Origin of the sequence: Tenacibaculum aestuarii, assembly GCF_964510395.1 — a bacterium.
Taxonomy (GTDB): Bacteria; Bacteroidota; Bacteroidia; order Flavobacteriales; family Flavobacteriaceae; genus Polaribacter; species Polaribacter aestuarii.
The window spans coordinates 1,037,129-1,057,042 of record NZ_CAZEFY010000003.1 but is presented as its reverse complement, the minus strand read 5'-3'; the positions used below and the strand labels follow the sequence as shown (position 1 = coordinate 1,057,042).

Annotated in this window: 14 protein-coding genes and 1 riboswitch; of the genes, 3 read left to right on the top strand and 11 right to left on the bottom strand. The window is 32.1% G+C overall.

Going from position 1 to position 19,914, the window contains the following annotated elements; all coding sequences use genetic code 11:
* Position 1 precedes the first annotated feature (1 nt).
* The 4 genes from ACKTSU_RS11095 to ACKTSU_RS11080 are packed head-to-tail and all read right to left on the bottom strand — an operon-like array spanning position 2 to position 7,126.
* Positions 2 to 1,438: a M20/M25/M40 family metallo-hydrolase gene (locus ACKTSU_RS11095; RefSeq protein ID WP_408036449.1), complete on the bottom strand. Its 1,437-nt coding sequence runs from the start codon at positions 1,436 to 1,438 to the stop codon at positions 2 to 4.
* Positions 1,439 to 1,486: 48 nt separating this feature from the next.
* Positions 1,487 to 2,281 (bottom strand): hypothetical protein, encoded by a 795-nt coding sequence (locus ACKTSU_RS11090; RefSeq protein WP_408036448.1) that lies wholly within the window; start codon positions 2,279 to 2,281, stop codon positions 1,487 to 1,489.
* A gap of 3 nt (positions 2,282 to 2,284) precedes the next feature.
* Entirely contained in the window at positions 2,285 to 4,066 is a 1,782-nt protein-coding gene (locus ACKTSU_RS11085; RefSeq protein WP_408036447.1) for a TonB-dependent receptor, read from the bottom strand.
* A 39-nt stretch (positions 4,067 to 4,105) separates the two neighbouring features.
* Complete coding sequence (locus tag ACKTSU_RS11080) at positions 4,106 to 7,126, bottom strand: tetratricopeptide repeat protein (RefSeq protein WP_408036446.1); 3,021 nt, start codon at positions 7,124 to 7,126, stop codon at positions 4,106 to 4,108.
* Between the two features lie 125 nt (positions 7,127 to 7,251).
* Here ACKTSU_RS11080 and ACKTSU_RS11075 point away from each other — a divergent pair, with 125 nt between their 5' ends.
* Complete coding sequence (locus ACKTSU_RS11075; protein ID WP_298998546.1) at positions 7,252 to 7,935, top strand: cell division ATP-binding protein FtsE; 684 nt, start codon at positions 7,252 to 7,254, stop codon at positions 7,933 to 7,935.
* 209 nt (positions 7,936 to 8,144) lie between these two features.
* Here the strand turns inward: ACKTSU_RS11075 and mdh are convergent, their stop codons facing one another.
* The 6 genes from mdh to ACKTSU_RS11045 all read right to left on the bottom strand — a co-directional run bounded on the left by mdh (position 8,145) and on the right by ACKTSU_RS11045 (position 15,302).
* Positions 8,145 to 9,071: a malate dehydrogenase gene (gene mdh / locus ACKTSU_RS11070; protein ID WP_408036445.1), complete on the bottom strand. Its 927-nt coding sequence runs from the start codon at positions 9,069 to 9,071 to the stop codon at positions 8,145 to 8,147.
* Between the two features lie 143 nt (positions 9,072 to 9,214).
* Positions 9,215 to 10,234: a DUF6588 family protein gene (locus tag ACKTSU_RS11065; RefSeq protein WP_408036444.1), complete on the bottom strand. Its 1,020-nt coding sequence runs from the start codon at positions 10,232 to 10,234 to the stop codon at positions 9,215 to 9,217.
* Positions 10,235 to 10,320: 86 nt separating this feature from the next.
* Positions 10,321 to 12,258 carry a DNA topoisomerase (ATP-hydrolyzing) subunit B gene (gene gyrB / locus ACKTSU_RS11060; RefSeq protein WP_408036443.1) on the bottom strand — a complete coding sequence of 646 codons (1,938 nt, stop codon included), beginning with the start codon at positions 12,256 to 12,258 and terminating at the stop codon, positions 10,321 to 10,323.
* Between the two features lie 312 nt (positions 12,259 to 12,570).
* Positions 12,571 to 13,680 carry a helix-turn-helix domain-containing protein gene (locus tag ACKTSU_RS11055; RefSeq protein WP_408036442.1) on the bottom strand — a complete coding sequence of 370 codons (1,110 nt, stop codon included), beginning with the start codon at positions 13,678 to 13,680 and terminating at the stop codon, positions 12,571 to 12,573.
* Between the two features lie 154 nt (positions 13,681 to 13,834).
* A complete protein-coding gene (locus ACKTSU_RS11050) occupies positions 13,835 to 14,359 on the bottom strand; it encodes a hypothetical protein (RefSeq protein ID WP_408036441.1) in 525 nt (174 codons plus the stop codon).
* A 172-nt stretch (positions 14,360 to 14,531) separates the two neighbouring features.
* Complete coding sequence (locus ACKTSU_RS11045; RefSeq protein ID WP_408036439.1) at positions 14,532 to 15,302, bottom strand: LA_2272 family surface repeat-containing protein; 771 nt, start codon at positions 15,300 to 15,302, stop codon at positions 14,532 to 14,534.
* A gap of 114 nt (positions 15,303 to 15,416) precedes the next feature.
* Between ACKTSU_RS11045 and ACKTSU_RS11040 the strand changes: the two genes are divergently transcribed.
* Positions 15,417 to 16,379 (top strand): hypothetical protein, encoded by a 963-nt coding sequence (locus ACKTSU_RS11040; RefSeq protein ID WP_408036437.1) that lies wholly within the window; start codon positions 15,417 to 15,419, stop codon positions 16,377 to 16,379.
* 57 nt (positions 16,380 to 16,436) lie between these two features.
* On the opposite strand, the gene asnB is transcribed toward ACKTSU_RS11040, so the two are convergent.
* Positions 16,437 to 18,098, bottom strand: a complete 1,662-nt coding sequence (gene asnB, locus ACKTSU_RS11035; RefSeq protein ID WP_408036436.1) for an asparagine synthase B — start codon at positions 18,096 to 18,098, stop codon at positions 16,437 to 16,439.
* A gap of 252 nt (positions 18,099 to 18,350) precedes the next feature.
* Positions 18,351 to 18,549: riboswitch (cobalamin riboswitch) on the top strand.
* Positions 18,550 to 18,654: 105 nt separating this feature from the next.
* On the opposite strand from asnB, the gene ACKTSU_RS11030 reads away from it, so the two are divergent.
* On the top strand, positions 18,655 to 19,722 hold the full coding sequence (locus ACKTSU_RS11030) for a hypothetical protein (RefSeq protein ID WP_408036434.1): 1,068 nt from the start codon (positions 18,655 to 18,657) through the stop codon (positions 19,720 to 19,722).
* The last annotated feature ends 192 nt before the right edge of the window (positions 19,723 to 19,914 follow it).

The following is a 19,914-nucleotide window of genomic DNA, read 5'->3' as shown; positions in this document are numbered from 1 at the left end:
TTTAAGGTTTTAAAGCTTCTTCGTTGTATAAATATTTATCCATTAAATATACAATACTAGCCATAGAAGCACTTCCTAACTCAAGTTCACGTTTGTTTACTTTATCAAATGTGTCTGTAGCCGCATGATGATAATCGAAATAGCGTTGCGAATCTGGTCGATAACCTACCAAGGTAACATGATCATCTTTTAAAGGGCCAATATCTGCACCACCGCCTCCAGCAATAATATCATGTAAACCGTAAGGAGCTAACAGTTTTTTCCAGCTTTGTACAAGTTGTAAGTTTCTTTTATTCGCATCAATAGAAAAACCTCTAGGGGTGTGTCCACCTGCATCAGATTCTAAAGCACCAATGTGTAATTCGTTATTTTCCTTTGCTAAACGAGCATATTCAGTAGCGCCACGTAAACCGTTTTCTTCATTCATGAAAAAGACAATTCGGATGGTGTTTTTAGGTTTGATGTTGTTCTTTTTGAATAAATAAGCAACTTCTAACGATTGTACAATTCCGGTTCCGTCATCGTGTGCGCCTTCCCCTAAATCCCAAGAATCTAAATGTCCGCCAACAACCATAATTTTATCAGGATATTCGCTTCCTTTAATTTCTCCTACAACATTGTGAGAAGGAGCGTCTGGAAGATTCTCACAATTTTGTTTAAAGTAAAATTGTAAGTTCGGGTTTTCTTTTAAATGCTTGCTTAAGTTTTCAGCAGCACGAGAACTAATAGCTGCAGCAGGAATATATTGTTCCTTCGGAATATCACCATACCCCATAGAACCTGTATGCGGATAATCGTCAATTCCGTTGGTCATAGAACGAACAATCACTGCTTTTGCTCCAAATTTTCCAACTATAGAAGCTCCTCCATAGCGTTGACCTACGCAACCTCCATAAGCTTGAAAGGTATTGATGAGTGTGTTGTCAAAGGCACCGTTAAAGAATACGATTTTATCTTTAGCTTTATTTCCTAAATTTTTGGCTTCGTCAATGTTTTTAACTTCTATGACTTCTGCGGTAATTCCGTTAGTTGGAGTTGCAATAGAACCCCCTAAAGCACAAATAGGAACATTGACTTTTTCTCCGTTAAATTCATAATTAGCTACTTCTTTTTCTCCGCGTATCCAATGTGGCACCATAATAGGCTGTAACCAAACAGAATCTAAACCAACTTCTTTCATCAATTTTTCTCCCCAAATCACAGATTTAGCTGCTCCTTCAGATCCTGATAAACGGCTTCCGATATTTTGAGTTAGGTCACGTAACCACTCGTATGATTTTCCTTCAGTTAATGCAGAACTAAATAATTGTTTTATTTGAACAGAGTCTTGTTTGTAAGCTGTTTCACTATAGGTTGTAGTTTGTGAGTCTTGTTTTTGTTCTGTTTTACAAGCAAAGCAGAAGATACTTGCTGTAAGTAGAAAGGTTAGTTTTTTCATATTATAGTGTAAATTAGGGAGATAAATCTACACAAAAAAGAATAAAACTTAGTTGATTTGAAGATGAATATGATCGTCGTGTCTCACCGCTTTACATCCTTGAAATCTAATTTTAGAGCTTTTTAGGTGCAAACGTGTTTTAAGATGTGGTTCAATAAACACTTTTTGAGTTCGTTGTAGGTTGGTAATTATTTCTAAGAAATCTTTATTTACCTTATTAGAAAAAGTGAGGTTTTTATTGTTAGTTCCTAGTGTTAGGTATTTGGGATAATCGTACTGCCAGTATTCTTTTTCTTTACAAATAGCTGTGGTATTTGTTTCGTTTTGTGTTGGGTTTTCAAAAATACCATAACCACTATTGGAAGGCTTACTGTTTGTTACTTTTCCAGAAGAATCTTTATAAATAAAAGAAATATCAACTTTTTTTCCATCATTGTGACTTAAGTGAGGGAAAAGTGGGAAACCATCAAAAAAAGGGAAGTTAGCATCTAAATAAATAACTTTAGTATTTGGGTGTTTTTTATTGAGTTGATATCCAATCTCTTTAAGCGCATCGTTTAATTCTGGTTTTACATAGTTTCTATTACATAGAAAAGTTAGTACATTATGATAACTAACCAATTGATTGTTTTCAATTTTAACCCTTCCAAATACCTTTGAAGAAGCCCAAGGAACTATTGTGAAAATAGTGATTAAATAAATTGAACAAAACAAAAGAAAACTACCTAAAATAGGGAGTCTTTTTAGTTTAGCAATGAGTATAACTAAAAGATAAACAAAACCACCAATTTGCGTAAGGATGGTTAGTACTATAAAAAGTATTAAATGTACTAAAAGCTTCACTTTTTAAAATAGTGTATCAAACTTCCAGGTTAATCCTCCCATTGCTTGAAAACCTTGTACGTTAAAATTATTAAATCGTTGATAACTGTTATTTAGTACGTTGTTAAGGTTTAAAAACACAGAAAATGAATCGTCAAAATGATATCCTCCGTTAAAGTTTACATCAAAATAGCTTTTTAAATCTGTTGATGTAAAAGTATCGGTAGGTAAAGCATCATACACACGACCTTTTCTGTTTCCTACAAAGTATAGGTTTGCGCCTGCATACCATTTATCGGTCTTATAAGTTCCGAAAATCTCTCCTTTTATTTTAGGAGTGTTCCAAGTTTCAGTTTCGTTGGTTAACGTGAATTTATTAAACTGTGCATTAGCTCCAATAGTAAGGTTTTTTATACCATCAAAAGCGATTTCACCAAAGAAAGATAACAGTTTAATATCGTCATAAACTACTTTAAAAGAGTTTCCATATTCATATCCGTAGAAAGTAAATCCGTTAGTTCCAGCAATGTTGTCGCCATCAGACTTTGATTGATTCAAAGCAAAAAACGGATTATTTTCAATATCAGCATAACTGACTTTTGTGTTATAGCTAAATTGATGATTTAACTTTCCTCTAATTCCTCCAAAAGCATCAAATTTTTTGTTTGTTTGACGCATATCAAGGGTAGGAGATACGTGAGGGTTGTCATCTGTGTAAGATTGGAACATGTTCGTGGTTAAATCACCTGATGCGCCAACAAATACATTTGCAAAATCTTTTACGATAGGATATGAGATTTCGACATCAGGATAAATGAAAAAGTTAGATTCACTATTTTCCGTATCCATAGAAAAGTAACTTTTTGCACCTAGTTTAATGGCCAAATCTTGTAGGTTAAACTTATATGTTGGATGTACTCCTAAAGTAATAAAACTATAATCGATAGCAGTAACAGCATCGTAAGCATAAGCGTAACTTCCTCCTAAATAACTAACAGTAGTGTTTACATATAAGTCATTTAATTGACGATGAAAATTATCTAAAGGAAAACGAAATTGAGCATTTCCATCTATCAAAAATTCAGAGCTTTCAAAAGAATCAGAAAAATAAGAAATAGCTCCGTTAGCTTCATCTAAATAAGAATCATCTGGCTTTATTTGCCCGAAGATTTTAAAGTGATTATAGCTTTGTGATTCTTCAATAGTACTTAAGGCAAACTCGGTAAACGTAATATTGGTTGGTAAACCATACCAGTTATATTTGTCTTTTTCAGCATCTAAACCTGCAGACCATTGAAAATAGCGTTCTTGTTGTGTGTAATTTAAGTTTAAATCGATGTTGAAAAAAGTACTACTTAGCTCAGTATCTGCAACTGGATCAGAGGATAGTAGAAATTTTACATGAGCTCCTAATTCACTGTTGTAACTTTGGCTACGTCTCATATAGGCTTCTAAGAAAGGAGACAATACGTTTCCAAATCCAACAGACACGTAGTTATCATATAACTTTTCTCTTTTTCCTAAGTCTACTTTTTTCATGGTACCACTTTTAGGAATAAAAGTAGAGGCCACAGGAACTGAAAATATTTGATACTCTAACGCTTTTTTTTGAGTTTCTTTAGTGTGTTCAATTACTGGTTTTTGCTTTATTTTAAAGGCATCGGTAATTTTAGGAACATACGAAGTTACTACGTTTACAACTTCTGTTTTTATAATAGTGTCTTTTGCTTTGTTAGTGGTATTTTTTTCTTGTGCATTTGCATAGGCTATCACAAATAAAGCAAGTAAACTTAGGTGCTTTTTCATCGATCTAATCATTTAACTTTCGTTTGTTATTAACAAATTTTAGTTTTGGGTAGTTACTGATTCGTTTGTTTTGGCTTCTTTGTTTTTAATGGTACGAAGTTCATTTTTAGCTTCTTCAATTACATCTTTATACTGAGTAAAATTTTTAATAATATTCTCTAAGATGTAAGTTGCTTGGTACGCATCTTTCAAAGCGTAATAATTTTTCGCCATGATTATATAGCTTTTTACTCCCCAATATTTGTAAGAAGAATAATTAGCAATTAAGTCTTGAACAGCTTTGGTAGAAGCTTCGTATTCTTTGTTTTCGTGTAAAAAGAAGGCGTTGTAATATAAACACTCAGCTTTTAGCTCACCTGTAGCTTTTTTACTAGCTTCATTAAAGTATTCTTCGGCAGTTAAAAAGTCATTCTTTTTAAAAGAAGAGCGAGCTAAAATTATTTTTGCGTCTTCAGCAATATTAGTGTCAACCTTACCTATAGTTAATACTTTTTCAGCATAGACGATTGCGTTAGCATAATCATTTTTGTTGTAATATCCTTTCATTAAATTACTTTGGGCAAAAATGATGTTTTGCGGATAGTTCGCATCTTTCTCTAATTGTTGAAGTACTAAAATACCATTATTCCAATCTTGTTTTTCTAAATAGATATTAGCAAGTTTTGTTAATGATTCCTCTGTAAATTCATTCTTATTTTGTTTTGAAACATAAGAGTAATGAGGAATTGCTTTATCAAATTGCTTAGTGTTGTTATAAGCTTGCGCTAAATAAAAGTGAGCTTTTAATACATTTATTCCGTTAGGGAATGATTGTAAATACTTGTTGAATCCTTCAATAGCTTTTGGATTGTTGTTTTCTAAGAATTTGTTCTCAGCAGATTGGTAAGTAGCATTATCTAATTCGGCGTTGGTAACATTAGCAAAAGGTATGTTTTTAACCCAAGCAGCATATTCATCAACTTTTCCTAAATCGATATATACATTTTTAATGTTCGTAACCGCTTGTCTTGCTTCGTTAGAGGTTGGATGTTTTGCAACTACTTCTTTATATTTTTCAATAGCTTTTCTGTTGTTATTACTACCGTAGTATAACAGACCTTGACGTAATAATACATTAGGAACGTAATTACTTGTAGGATAATTCGCTAATAAACGCTCATAGGTTTTTTGAGCTTTTGAGGTATTGTTTGTAGTAGTATATGTAGTAGCTAATTGGAACAAAGCATCATCTTTAAGCTGAGATTCGCTATACTCATTAATCAGTGTTTCTAGATCTTGAATTTTAACATCGTTTTTACCTAAGAAACCATTACTCATTGCTGTTTGATATTGTGCATAATCGGAACCAACACCACCTTCTTGAATTACTTTGTTGTACGCTTTTATAGCATTTGAATAACTTTTTGAAGCATAAAATGAATCTCCTAAACGGTTAGAAGCATCATCATTCAAATCGTTATCATCTATATTTTGATCTAGGAATTGCTGAAAGTATTTCGCTGCATTCGGATAACTTTTTAACTTGAAGTTCGTGTATCCAATTTGGTAGTTAAGCATTTTAGCTTCTTCTATGTCTTTATTGGTAACAGAAAGGAAGCTGTCTAAAGCTTTTTGATAATTTCCTAAAGAGTATTCGGTTTCAGCTAACCAATAAGCACCTTTGTTACTTACAGTTGGGTTTTCTGATTGTGTCGCACTAGTAAAATACGATTTAGCCTCGGCAATTTTATTTTCATTAAATAACTGAATACCTCTGTATAACGATACTTCATTAATAATACTTTTACTTTCAGGAGTTTCAGAAGTGCTTAAAAAGTCTAAAGCACCTTGATAGTCTTGTTGGTGTAAGTATGAAGTAACTAATAAATTACTAATTTCAGCTGTATTGGGTGAAGTAGGATATTTAGTTAAAAATCCTTTTAAAACATCAGGAACACTTTCGTATGGATTACCTTCTTCATAACTCAATTTAGCATAGTTTAACGAAGCGCTTTCCGTGATTTTAGCGTCAAAATCCATTTCACTAGCATTTTTAAACGCATTTAAAGCTTCTAGTTTTTTATCTAACTCTAAATAACATTCAGCTAAATGATAGTAAGCATTTTGTGCTACTTTGTTGTTTCCTCCAATAATTTTGTTGAAGTTACTAATAGCAGTTTCATAATCTTTTTGTTGATAATAAGCATATCCTAAGTAATAATAGTCTGTATTCGTCCAACGACCATTTTTACCTTTGTATTCTGTTAAGTACGGAATTGCTTTATCATATTTTTTAAGGTTGAAATAACTTTCACCTACTATTTTAGAAATTTCAGAAACCTCTTTTTTATCTTGAGTAGTTTCTAATAGTTTTTCTCCAATTTGAATTGATTTATCAAATCTTCCAGCTTTAAAACTAATATCTAAAATGTAATAATTTGCTTTAGCTTGGTAGGTAGCGTCGTTGGCTAACTGACTTAAATTGTCTTCAGCTTCTCCAAAGTTTTCTTGTTTGTAAGCAATAAAACCGTAGTAATAACGAGCGTCATTACCATAAATAGGATTCCCTAATAACGTTTGAAAACGAGATTTAGCATCCTTTAAATAATTAGAAACTAAAAGTGCATATCCCATTTTATAGTTTAACTCGTCTCTTTCTTCTGGACTCAGTAACTTTTCATTTACTTTTTGATACCATTTTAAAGAATGCGCTGCCTTTCTGTTAGCAAAATAATAGTTGCCTACATTTAAGTACGCTTTTTCTTTTTTGTTATTGTAAGGATAGTTTTCAACGAATTGAATAACTCTATTATCGGCATCATCTTGCTGTAGCTTTATGGCACACATAGCATCATAATAATCAGCATCTGCCTTTAAGTTATGATGTTCTTCTGAATTGTGCGAAATCTTTCGGAAAATTTCTTGAGATGCAGCGTATGCTTTATTATTATACAAACGCATTGCTTTATGAAAATCGGCATTTGAATGACTATTTATAGCCGATTCTTGTGCCGTTATTATCGTTGTAAAGGTTAAAAAAAGAAATAAAAAGCAGCTTTTTTTGAAACAATTAACTCTCATATTTTTTAGTTATCTAGAAACTATAACGTTAGTTTTTTATTTTTGTTGGGAGACATTTTATCAAAAGTAAGAAATGTTACAGAATTACGTTATAAAATTTTAGATTTGTAAAAAACATATACTCCATGGAAAATCCTGTTTTACACCTTGAAAATGCTGATATTTATCAACAAGACAATTTAGTGCTGTCAAAAGTAAATTTTACGTTGAATAAAGGTGATTTCTATTACTTAATTGGAAAAACAGGAAGTGGTAAAAGTAGTTTGTTAAAAACCTTGTACGGAGATTTACGTTTGCAACGTGGTTTAGGTAATATTGTTGATTTTGACTTAAAGAAGATAAAGGAAAAAGACATTCCGTTTTTAAGAAGAAAACTAGGAATCGTTTTCCAAGATTTTAAATTATTGAATGACAGAAGTGTTTTTGAAAACTTAGAGTTTGTTTTAAAAGCTACAGGTTGGAAAGATAAAACCGAGATGAAAAACAAAATTAATGAGGTCCTAGACAAAGTAGGAATGAAGGAAAAATACTACAAACAAACCTTCGAGCTTTCAGGTGGAGAACAACAACGTGTAGCAATAGCAAGAGCTTTATTAAATGATCCTGAATTAATATTAGCAGATGAGCCTACTGGAAACTTAGATCCGAAAACTTCATTAGAGGTGATGGAGCTGTTGAACGAGATTCATCAAAGTGGAAAAACGATTCTGATGGCAACTCACGATTATCAATTAATTGTAAAGTTTAAACAGAAAGTGATTAAGTGTGAAGGCGGAGAGTTGTTTGAAGTAGTTCAGCAAGCGGTATAGAATAAAAAAAACAAACCCACTTCAAGAGGATGAAGTGGGAAAATTGCTATGAAAAACTATGAAAAGAAACACTACTAATGTTTCTCTACTATAAAGACGTTTAGATTCTGAAAATCTTACATTAGCGCAATAACTTTAACATTTTTTTATAAAAAAAATCCCGAACAAACAATTGCTCAGGACTTTTGAAATTATGTGCTCTTAATTTCTTAGAAATTTAAAGCAGCATTGTTGTTTTTAACCGCTTCAGCTGAAGAAGTTAAAGCTTCTTTTTCTTCAGTACTTAAGTTAATTTCAACGATTTTTTCAATTCCGTTTTTACCTAATACAGCTGGTACACCAATACATAAACCAGATAAACCGTACTCACCTTCTAATAAAGCTGAACAAGGGAAAATCTTTTTTGTATCACAAGCAATTGCTTGTACCATTCCAGATACAGCCGCACCAGGAGCATACCAAGCAGAAGTACCTAATAAACCTGTTAAAGTAGCACCACCAACTTTAGTATCTTGTTTTACTTGCTCTAATCTTTCTTCTGATAAGAATTCAGATACAGGAACAGAGTTACGAGTAGCTAAACGAGTTAAAGGAACCATTCCTTTGTCTGAGTGACCACCGATAACCATTCCGTCAACATCAGAAATAGGAGCTTCTAAAGCTTCTGCTAAACGATATTTGAAACGAGCAGAATCTAAAGCACCACCCATACCGATAATTCTGTTTTTAGGTAATCCAGTTGCTTTGTGTACTAAATAAGTCATAGTATCCATTGGATTAGATACAACGATGATGATAGTGTTAGGAGATTGCTCTACTAAACTAGCAGCTACTGTTTTTACGATACCAGCATTGATTCCTAATAACTCATCACGAGACATTCCTGGTTTACGTGCAATACCTGAAGTAATTACACAAATATCAGACCCAGCAGTTTTGCTATAATCTCCAGTAGTACCTGTAATTTTAGTATCAAAACCATTTAAAGAAGCAGTTTGCATTAAATCCATTGCTTTACCTTCAGCAAAACCTTCTTTAATATCTACTAAAACAACTTCAGAAGCGAAATTTTTAATAGCAATGTACTCAGCACAACTTGCACCTACAGCACCTGCTCCTACAACTGTAACTTTCATTTTATATGTATTTTTTGTAATTAATATGTTTATAAGTGCGTATTACGCACAAGATGCACAAAAATAGGTATTTGGCTATGGATATAAAAGAAAAACCCGTTGATATTTCAACGGGTTTTTAGTAATGTTTATTTTTTGTAGAATTATCTAAAGCTAAAAGCAATACCAGCATTAAAAGCATTGTATTCTTGAAGTGTGTAATCTACGAATAGTTTAAAGAAACCTACGCTTAAACGAGTACCAACTGTAGCTTTAAAACCGCTGGCATTAGAATCTAAGTTTAAGGGATCGCTCAAAGTTCTCTGGTTTAGAGAACCGTTATAAGAAAGTGTATATGTTCCTGACATATCTAAAGAAGATGAACCTCCTGTATATCCAACACCTCCATACACATTAATTACAGGGAAATTTAAAGAAGCAATTGCCTGTACAGTATAAGAGTTTAAATCAAAGTTAACCTTACCATTTTGTATGTCAATATTATCATCTGGGTCTTCATCTGTAATAGTGTAATCAACTCCCATGTTTGTATAGGTAGCTAATAAAGAAACATGCAAAGGTGTTTTATCTAAAGGACCAAACCAGTCGGTAATTTCCTTTTTTAATCCAATACCAAACAAACCTCCTTTTACGTCATCGCTTCCTACCTTAGGAACAAATCGTAAAATAACATCGGTTTTAAAAGGTAATCCCATACTCGCTTGAATAGCAGGAGCGGGAACAGCATTTAAAGGTAAATCTTCTTTGATACCTCCAGGCATTTCAAAAGTACCAGTATAAGTGATTCCATTTTCTTGAAAAGTAACTGTAGCTAAACTGCCATCATTTTCAGAACCAGCCACAGTGGCAGAAGTTATGTTTCCTGTAGGTTGGTTAATTGATTTTAAATTTGATAAAGAAAACATTTCATCCTTTGAAGGAACCATTGAGCCATTAAAACCAATTGAGATGTCAAAACCAAATTTTTTATGCACTTTGGCAGTATGGTACCAACCGTTGTTCATGCCATATATTAAACCCTTCATAGCAGGAGCCATATAGGCATTGGTTAGGCGATTTGTATCTTCTGAATCAGCAAATAAAATTCCTTCTGGACCATTTTGAGCATTAATTTTCAAAGTAAATGTAATTACACTTAAAATTAATAAAAGACTTTTTTTCATAATTATAGGGTTTTTAACGTGGTAAAAATATAAAATAAAAAAAAGCCCAATAATTTTATTGGGCTTTTTATAGTTAAGAAATTGGTTTAAGCATCAATATTTGCATATTTAGCATTCTTCTCAATAAAATCTCTACGTGGCGGAACTTCATCTCCCATTAGCATAGAGAAAATTCTATCAGCTTCAGTTAAATTATCAATAGTTACTTGTCGTAAGGTTCTAAACTCAGGATTCATTGTAGTGTCCCATAATTGTTCAGCATTCATCTCTCCAAGACCCTTATAACGTTGAATGGTTACTCCACCACCCAATTTTTGAGCAATTAAATCACGTTGGTTGTCATCCCATGCATACTCACGTTTTTGTCCTTTTTTAACCAAGTATAAAGGAGGGGTAGCGATGTAAATATATCCCTGTTCAACCATTTCACGCATATAACGGAAGAAGAATGTTAAGATTAAGGTAGCAATGTGAGAACCATCAACATCGGCATCACACATAATCACTACTTTATGGTAACGTAATTTTGTTAAGTTTAATTCACGAGGATCTTCTTCTGTACCAATAGTAACCCCTAAAGCAGTAAACATGTTTTTGATTTCTTCATTTTCAAAAACTTTGTGTTGCATTGCTTTTTCTACGTTTAAGATTTTACCTCTTAAGGGAAGAATAGCTTGGAAGTTACGATCACGACCTTGTTTAGCAGTACCACCTGCCGAATCACCCTCTACTAAGAAGATTTCACACTCTGCTGGATCTGTTTCTGAACAGTCAGATAATTTACCAGGTAAACCACCAATACTCATCACAGTTTTACGTTGTACCATTTCACGAGCTTTACGAGCTGCGTGACGTGCTTGTGCTGCTAAAATTACTTTTTGAACGATGGTTTTGGCATCATTTGGGTTTTCTTCTAAGTAATCTGTTAACATTTCAGATACTGCTTGTGATACAGCAGCACTTACTTCACGGTTACCTAATTTGGTTTTTGTTTGCCCTTCAAATTGAGGTTCTGCAACTTTTACCGATACAATTGCTGTTAATCCTTCACGGAAATCATCACCCGCAATTTCAAACTTTACATTTTTTAGTAAGCCAGATTCATCGGCATACTTTTTTAAGGTATGTGTTAATCCACGACGGAAACCTGATAGGTGAGTTCCTCCTTCGTGAGTGTTGATGTTATTTACATATGAGTGTAGGTTTTCAGCATACGAATCGTTGTACACCATAGCAACTTCTACAGGAATTCCATTTTTTTCACCTTCCATCGAAATTACATCTTGAATTATCTGTGTTCTTGTTCCGTCTAAAAACTTCACAAATTCTGATAAACCTTCTTCAGAATGAAATACTTCAACAATATCATTGCCTTCATCGTTTTTATTACGTTTATCTGTTAGCGTAATAGTGATACCTTTGTTTAAGTATGCTAATTCACGCATACGAGTAGCTAAGGTATCATAATTGAATACTGTAGTTTGTTGAAAGATAGATTTGTCTGGCAAAAAGGTAACGATGGTTCCTGTAAAATCCGTTTCTCCAATAGTTTTTACAGGGTATAAAGTTTTACCTCTTTCGTATTCTTGTTGCCAAATTTTACCTTCTTTGTGTACGGTTGCAGTTAAATGATCAGAAAGTGCGTTAACACAAGAAACCCCAACACCATGAAGTCCTCCTGATACTTTATATGAATCTTTGTCAAACTTACCACCAGCACCAATTTTGGTCATTACAACTTCAAGAGCAGAAACACCTTCTTTTTTATGAATTCCTACAGGGATACCACGACCGTTATCTTTCGTAGTAATTGAGTTGTCTTCATTAATTGTAACTTCAATGGTATCACAGTGGCCAGCTAAAGCTTCATCGATTGAGTTATCTACTACTTCGTATACCAAGTGATGTAAACCACGAACCCCAACGTCCCCAATATACATGGACGGACGCATACGTACGTGCTCCATTCCTTCCAGTGCTTGAATACTGTCGGCGGAATAATTATGTTTTTTTTCTTCGCTCATTATCAAGTGAATTAAATTAAAGTCTTTTCATGAAAAAATCGCCCGAAAGCGACTTTTGTAGTCTTACAAATTTACGTTTTTTTAACCTTAAAATAAAGTTTTTAAGCGGTTTTGAGTAAAAATTATCAACATTTGTTAAAAAAAACAAAACCGCTTTAAAACGCTTAAAAACTAGTTTAAACAAGGTGTTTTACTTTTTGTGGTTTGTTATTGAAGCTGATAAAGATAAAAAAGCCTTAGAAGTTGTTTTTTTGATAGGAGAAAGGAAGTTGATATAATATAAATATAGAAAATAACGACCTTTTTGAAATATTAAATATAGTAAGGAATGTTAAGTTCTTCTTGTTGTTTCTGTAGAGTTGTTGGAGAAATTCCAAACTTCTTTTTAAAACAATTAGAGAAATAAGAAGAGCTATTGAAGCCAACTTCAATAGAGGTTTGGTTTATGTCAGAAGTCCCCACTGTTATTGATTTGATTGATTTTAAAAGTCTAAATTCCTTAACAATCTGATTAATAGATTTCCCTGTTGTTGCTTTACAATTTCTATATAGTTTAGTTTTACACATCATCATCATAGAAGCAATATTCGGGATATTAAAGTTAGGGTTTTGATAATTTTTTGAGATTGTACTTAATAATGAGAGTAAGAAGTTTTCTGCTTCAGGATTTAATCTAAAACATACATTGTTATGTTTAAAATCGGTGTATTTAGAGTAAGTATTTGAGTTTGCTATTTGTGATGAAATGATGAGTTGCTTTTTAGTTTTTATAAAATAAAGGAGTTCGTTAAGTTTACTAATGGTTGAATGTAAAGAATTGTTTTCTTGATTATAATCGTAAGGATGTAAAATAATTTTAACAGGAAAGCAATCAATTTTTTTGTTTAGTCTTTTTTGAATCGAAACAGAACAATCAAAAGCTTTTTTTAAAGAAGGGAAAGAAGCTATGAAAGCCTTTTCTTTAGTTTCGATTTGACTTCCTCCATAAGAATGAATAAGGTTTTGAATAATTGTTTTTTTATATAATAATGTTTCCTGAGCTTTATGTTTTTTTAATTTACATAACAATAATTTTTTATTAAATGCTTTTGCTAAAAATAAAATGGAATGCTCGTGAAAGTTATAATTAAATTCTGACTGTATTACTTTAAGTTGTTGTTCACTTTTAAAAAAAGCATATGCTAAATGACTATTAACAGATGAGATCTTATATGGTTGCAGGTTAATAGATTTGTGATACAGTTTTTTAATGTCTTTTTTATCAATTGCTTTTATTAGGTAAAAAACGCTGTTTTTTTTGTAGTCAACCCAACAGTTAATACACTTTTTAAAAAGTGTTAGTTGAAGTTTGGAGTAAAAAGCAATAGCTAATTCTATTGCTGTTTTGTTAGTTGTTATATGTTGAATAAGGTAAACAGCCATGTGTAAAGTTAACAAATAGATAAGTTCAAAATAGTTAACTAGATGTTAAACAGGTAAAAAACGGGGTGCTTTATGGGTAAATGTTAAAAAAGCATTTTACAATATTGTAAAATGCTTTTTTAATGTTGATGTAAATTTTAGTTAGCAATCGGTTTTAGTGAATGTTTCCGTCATAATCAAGTTTTAGGTTTTTCTTTTCTCCATCTTTTCTTATCTGTACTTTAAATACTTGTTTAGATTTGCTATTGTCTCTGTAGGTAACAAGATATACGTCTTTGTATATAACCCATCCAGGATACTTGTTGTTAATAGCTGTTCTAACAGTTTTTGGAAGTAAAATGTTTTTGTAACGTTCTATAGAACTCATGATTTTACCTTTAGAGTCATAAGTGGCAGTAATTAAACCAGATGTCTCATCATTTTTTGACTTAAAAATAACCTCATAAGCTTCAAATTCTTTGCCAAAAATTGGGTCTTCAGTAATATCATACCTAGCGGCTTCGTTTTGTAGGTTTACAGCAAATTCAGGAGTGTCTTCACGTTGAACTTCCTTAAGGTAGCTTAAATTTAAAGGTTTAATGGTAACAGGTTCCAAAATAATGTTTTTTTGTATATCATTTTGGGAGTGAGCCAGGTTGGTTAGACCTAGGAAAAGTAAACCAAATACTAATTTTTTCATGGTACTAAGTTTTATGGTTAAATAATAAAAATGGGGAGTGTGAGTAATAGTTAATTTAGGGTGTAACAAAATTAAACACTAGACTTAGAAAGGTGTATTAAAATTGTTCTTTTTGCTATTAAAATTGATTCAATAGCAACCTGATTTGTAAAATTTAACATGATTTTATAATTTAAAAGTTCCAGTTTATGATAGGAAGAGCACGCTTTTCATTTTTATTCCATAAACCAATTTGAATACCTTTTAATGATTTTGTGTTGTTAATTAATCCAATTTGAACACCTTGAAGGTCTTCTGTGTAGTTCAAAACTCCTATTTGGGCTCCATTAGTTAAGTTTTGTTTTTTGTTGTTGTTATTTTGGATTCCAATTTGGATTCCATTGGTGAATTCTGAAACGTTAAATCCTCCAATTTGAGCTCCGTTTAAAGTTTGTGTATGATTTCCAATGAAGCTCCCGCTGAGACCATTCATAACGTAGCTGTCATTTCCTAAAATACTTAATGCCATTCCGTTTTGTTTTTCAATTATATTTCCTATTCCTGCAATTGCTATCCCGTTCATTTTTATGAAATACTGACCAATGAAAGCACCTGAAATACCATTAACTTGAGTTTCTGCTGTTGATCCAGATGATAGATTTATTCCATATACAATTTCTGAAGGTTCTGAATCAAGTTTATTTTCAAATTCTGTTAAACTGGTTGATAAAGGAGATTTAGGTATAAGTGGCAGAAGTATACCAAGACCGGGAATCTCTAATCGTACCCCGAATGTTCTGGTTAGTGTAGAGTCTGTAAAAATTGATTTTGGAAAAGTGCCGATTGATACACCAGCAATATCTGTGTTTTTAGAATGAGTTGTCCAAATAGGGGCTCTAAATTTTCTGCTTTGCGCTTGTGTAGTTAAGCAACAAACTAGTAATAGTAAGCAAATATTTTTCATAATTTATTGATTTTGTTTATGGTAAAATTATTGTGATTAATCAAGTTTTAATTGTTTGATTAGCGGTTTTATAAAAATATTTTTGTGATTATCACAAAATGATTATTTTTAAAAATGTTTCAGAAGGTTTTATTAGAGCGAATAAAAAAAGAGTTAAGAGGCAAATCACTTAACGATACATTGGCTGTTGTTTTACAGATTAGTTATGATGCTGCGCACAGAAGGACGAGTTTAAAAAGCAAGATTTCTTTAGATGAGGCAGTTTTGTTAGCTAAACATTTTAACTTTTCATTAGATACATTGTATGGAGAAGTAGTGAAAAATTATGTATCAGTAGAAAAGACACTTCAAATAAAGGATGAAGATAGTTTGCGAGAATATTTTGATACCTCTTATAACTTATTAGTTGAAACAGCAAAAGATAAGAGTTTTAAAATCTACTATTCAGCAAAAGACATCCCGCTGTTTTATTTAATTGATGATTCGTTATTAAGTAGATTTAAAATGTATGTTTGGATGAAGTTGCTGTGTGTAGAATTTAGAAATGTTCGTTTTGATAGATTCTACCCTAAATTATCTACTATACAGTCAGGAAAGCGGCTTGGAGATTTTTACAGCTTTTTGAATGTGTCTGAAATTTGGGATACAACAACTATCAATAGTACGCTAAAACAGATTTACTTTTATTATGAAGCAGGGCAAATCTCTGCGATTGAAGCAATGAGTCTTTGTAGAGAGTTAAAGGTGTTGTTGAATAGTATTTCTGAAAAGGTTTTAGAAAATAAAGGATTTGAACTTTACTATAATGAACTTTTATTGATGAATAATAATGTACTGGTGTTTAACCAAGAGCAACAGCTTCTATTTGTCCCAAATTCTATGCTTTCATATTTTAAAACAGCAGATAGCGAAACATGTTTAGAAGCTAAAAACTACATGGAGAATCAAATTAAGCATTCGAAACTTTTAAATACCTCTGGAGAAAAAGAGCAAAATAAGTTCTATAATAAAATGATGCAGAAAATTAATGCTCTGATCAGTTTAATAAAAGCAGATAGTATTTTAGATTTTGAATAAAAAAACCTCACCAATTGGCGAGGTTTTACACAACTAAAATCTGAACTAAGATTTTTCTTAGTAAGCATCTTCATGTACAGCTTTGATGGCTCTACCAGAAGGTTCGTTTTGGTTTTGAAAACTTTTATCCCAAGCTAATGCAGTTGGTGTACTACACGCAATTGAAGGCACAGAAGGCACAGTTAATGCAGCAGCTTCACTAGGAAAATGTTCTTCAAAAATGGTACGATAGAAATATTCTTCTTTTGCTCTTGGTGTTTGAGTAGGGAAACGATGTGCAGCATTTTCCATCATTTCATCGGTAACAGCAGCCTCAACAACTTCTTTTAAAGTGTCAATCCAGTTATAACCAACTCCGTCAGAGAATTGTTCTTTTTGTCTCCAAGCAACTTCTTTTGGTAAATAACTTTCAAAAGCCTTACGTAATACCCATTTTTCCATACGTTCACCGTTAATCATTTTATCTTCAGGGTTAATACGCATAGCCACATCCATAAATTCTTTATCTAAGAATGGAACACGTCCCTCAATTCCCCAAGCCATTAAACTTTTGTTAGCACGTAAACAATCATATTGATATAGTTTATCTAATTTACGTACTGTTTCTTTGTGAAATTCTTCAGCATCTGGAGCTTTGTGGAAGTATAAATATCCTCCAAAAAGTTCGTCAGCACCTTCACCTGATAAGACCATTTTTATACCCATTGATTTAATAACACGTGCCATTAAATACATAGGAGTAGAAGCACGAACTGTTGTAATATCGTAGGTTTCTAGGTTGTAAATTACATCTTTTATAGCATCCAATCCTTCTTGAATGGTAAAGGTAATTTCATGGTGAATAGTACCTAAATGTTCTGAAACTTTTTTTGCTGCAGCTAAATCAGGAGATCCATCTAACCCAACAGAAAACGAATGTAGTTGTGGATACCACGCGGCATCTTTGTCGTCAGATTCTACACGCTTCGCCGCATATTTTTTAGCAATTGCAGAGGTAATAGAAGAATCTAATCCTCCAGATAATAAAACTCCGTAAGGTACATCACTCATTAATTGACGATGAACAGCAGCTTCTAAAGCATCACGTACTTCATCAATAGAAGTTTGGTTATCTCTAACAGCTTCATATTCCATCCAGTCACGAGAATACCATCTTTGTAATCCATCTTCACGAGTGTAATAGTGCCCAGGAGGAAATACTTCAATCTTGTTGCAAACTCCTTCTAAAGCTTTTAATTCAGAAGCAACATAAAAGGTTCCATGTTTATCCCACCCCATGTATAAAGGGATAATTCCCATATGATCACGAGCTATTAAATATTCATCAGTCATTGAGTCATATACAGCGAAGCCGAAGATTCCGTTTAGGTCATCTAAAAACTCCACACCTTTTTCTTTGTATAAAGCTAAGATAACCTCACAGTCAGATTGTGTTAAAAACTCGTGTTGTTCTTTAAGTTGTTTTCTAATTTCTTTGTGGTTGTATATCTCTCCATTGGCAGCTAACACAAATCTACGATCATAACTAAATAATGGTTGTTGACCAGAAGCTGGATCAACGATTGCTAATCGCTCATGCGCCATTATTACTTTTTCATCGCTGTAAATTCCACTCCAATCCGGACCTCTATGACGAACTTTCTTAGCCATTTCTAAAATTTGAGGTCTTAATATATCTGAAGGTTGTTTTAAATCAAACGCACATACAATTCCACACATAATTTCTGTTTTTAATTAATTATTGCAATGCAAATAAACTAATCATGTTGTTTTGTGTAAATGATATTTTTATTTTCAGTTTTAATTTTAAACTTAAAATTAAAAAAAGATGATTATTTGTAATTATTTTTTAAGATAAAAGTTATTGTTGCTTGATTTTTTTTAGCAAAAGGTTGATGTGTATAAAGTTAGGTTGAAGAATTAGGAGAGATACAGATTATTATTGTTAAAGTTTATGATTCTTTACTTGGACTAAAATATATTTGCCGCGGTTTTTCTTTGAAGAAAAGAAAATTAAAAGGGAATTAGGTGAAAATCCTAAACTGTACCCGCAACTGTAAGCTACGTCTATTCTAAATAGATACTTATTATTTCTTACACCACTGTTTTTTTTACGGGAAGGTAGTAATAAGATGTTAGTCAGGAGACCTGCCAAAATTTTATTTGTTGTTGTCCTTTCGGGATTAAGAGGATGAACAATAATACACACAAGCATTTAAAGAGTTTAATGTTTGGAAGTGTTTTTATTTTCTGAAATTTTAAATTAATTATAAAGATGATACGTATTTACAGTATTGCATTGTTATGTCTATTTATGACATTTTTTTCTTGTTCAAGTGATTCAATAAAACATGAACCAACTCCAATTTATGATAATTCTTTTATTGTAGGTTATGAAGGTGAAGGAACAGTAATTGGGTATTTAGATGAAAATCAGGTTTTTACATCTAATGTGTATGAATCGTTAAATAAAAACACAATTTCTTTTTCAGAATATGAAAACAAACTATTTACAGTATCACAATCAGGTCCTGATTTTGTTACAAAATTTGATTTGCAAAATTTAGCTGTAGAAAAAGTAGTAACAACTTCTGCGGTTACTGATCCTTCGTATTTAACAATGTTTTCTGAAACTGAAGGGTTAATGATTTCAACTGCTGGAAGTGGAAGAAGCAAAACATACAGCTTGTCATTTTTCAATATAAATGAAGGAATAAAAGATAAAATAGAAGGAATTTCAGATAAAGTATTGTTTTCTAAGTCGGGACTTTTAGTAGATGGTGAAAATATGTTAATTGCTGACGATAAAGAGTTGAAAGTATTAAACCTTAAAGATAAATCATTAAAAACAGCAGTAACATTTGAAGATGTTATTTCAGGAATTTTAAAAGATAAAAACAACCAAATTTGGGTTGGAACTGAGAAGAGAGTAGGTGAAAAAGCACAATTTGTAAGTCTTGCAAACGATTATTCAGTAGCAGAAACAATTACTCTAGATGGGGTAAATTTGTATAAAACAAGCATGCTTACAATGAGTTCTTCTAGTAATACTATTTATTGGGTTGAGGTGAATACAGGTTCAATTCATCGTTTTAATACAGAGAGCAAAGAAGCAACAGAGTTTGTAAATCCGATAATGGATGGAGTGATGCTTATAACCATCGTAAGAGAGCATCCTACAACAGGAAAAATATATGTTTTAGGAGCAGAAGATTTTTTTGATACAGATAAAAGTATGTTAGTAATTTATAACGAAGATGCTTCTGTTTTTAAAAAGGTAAAAGGAGTAGGAAATTCACCTATAGATATAGTCTTTTCTAAAGAAGATTTTTCAATTAACTAATTTTCTTTTTGTTACGGGCTAATTTTTTTAATCTAAAAAAATTTGTCAATTCAAAATCACTTTATACATTTGCATCATAATGATGAATCAACAATTAAATAACTGGTGGTGGAAAACTCATAACTTACGTTAGTGAGACCATCTTGTTATATCTATAATACAACGAAAAGGCTTATCTCATGATAAGCCTTT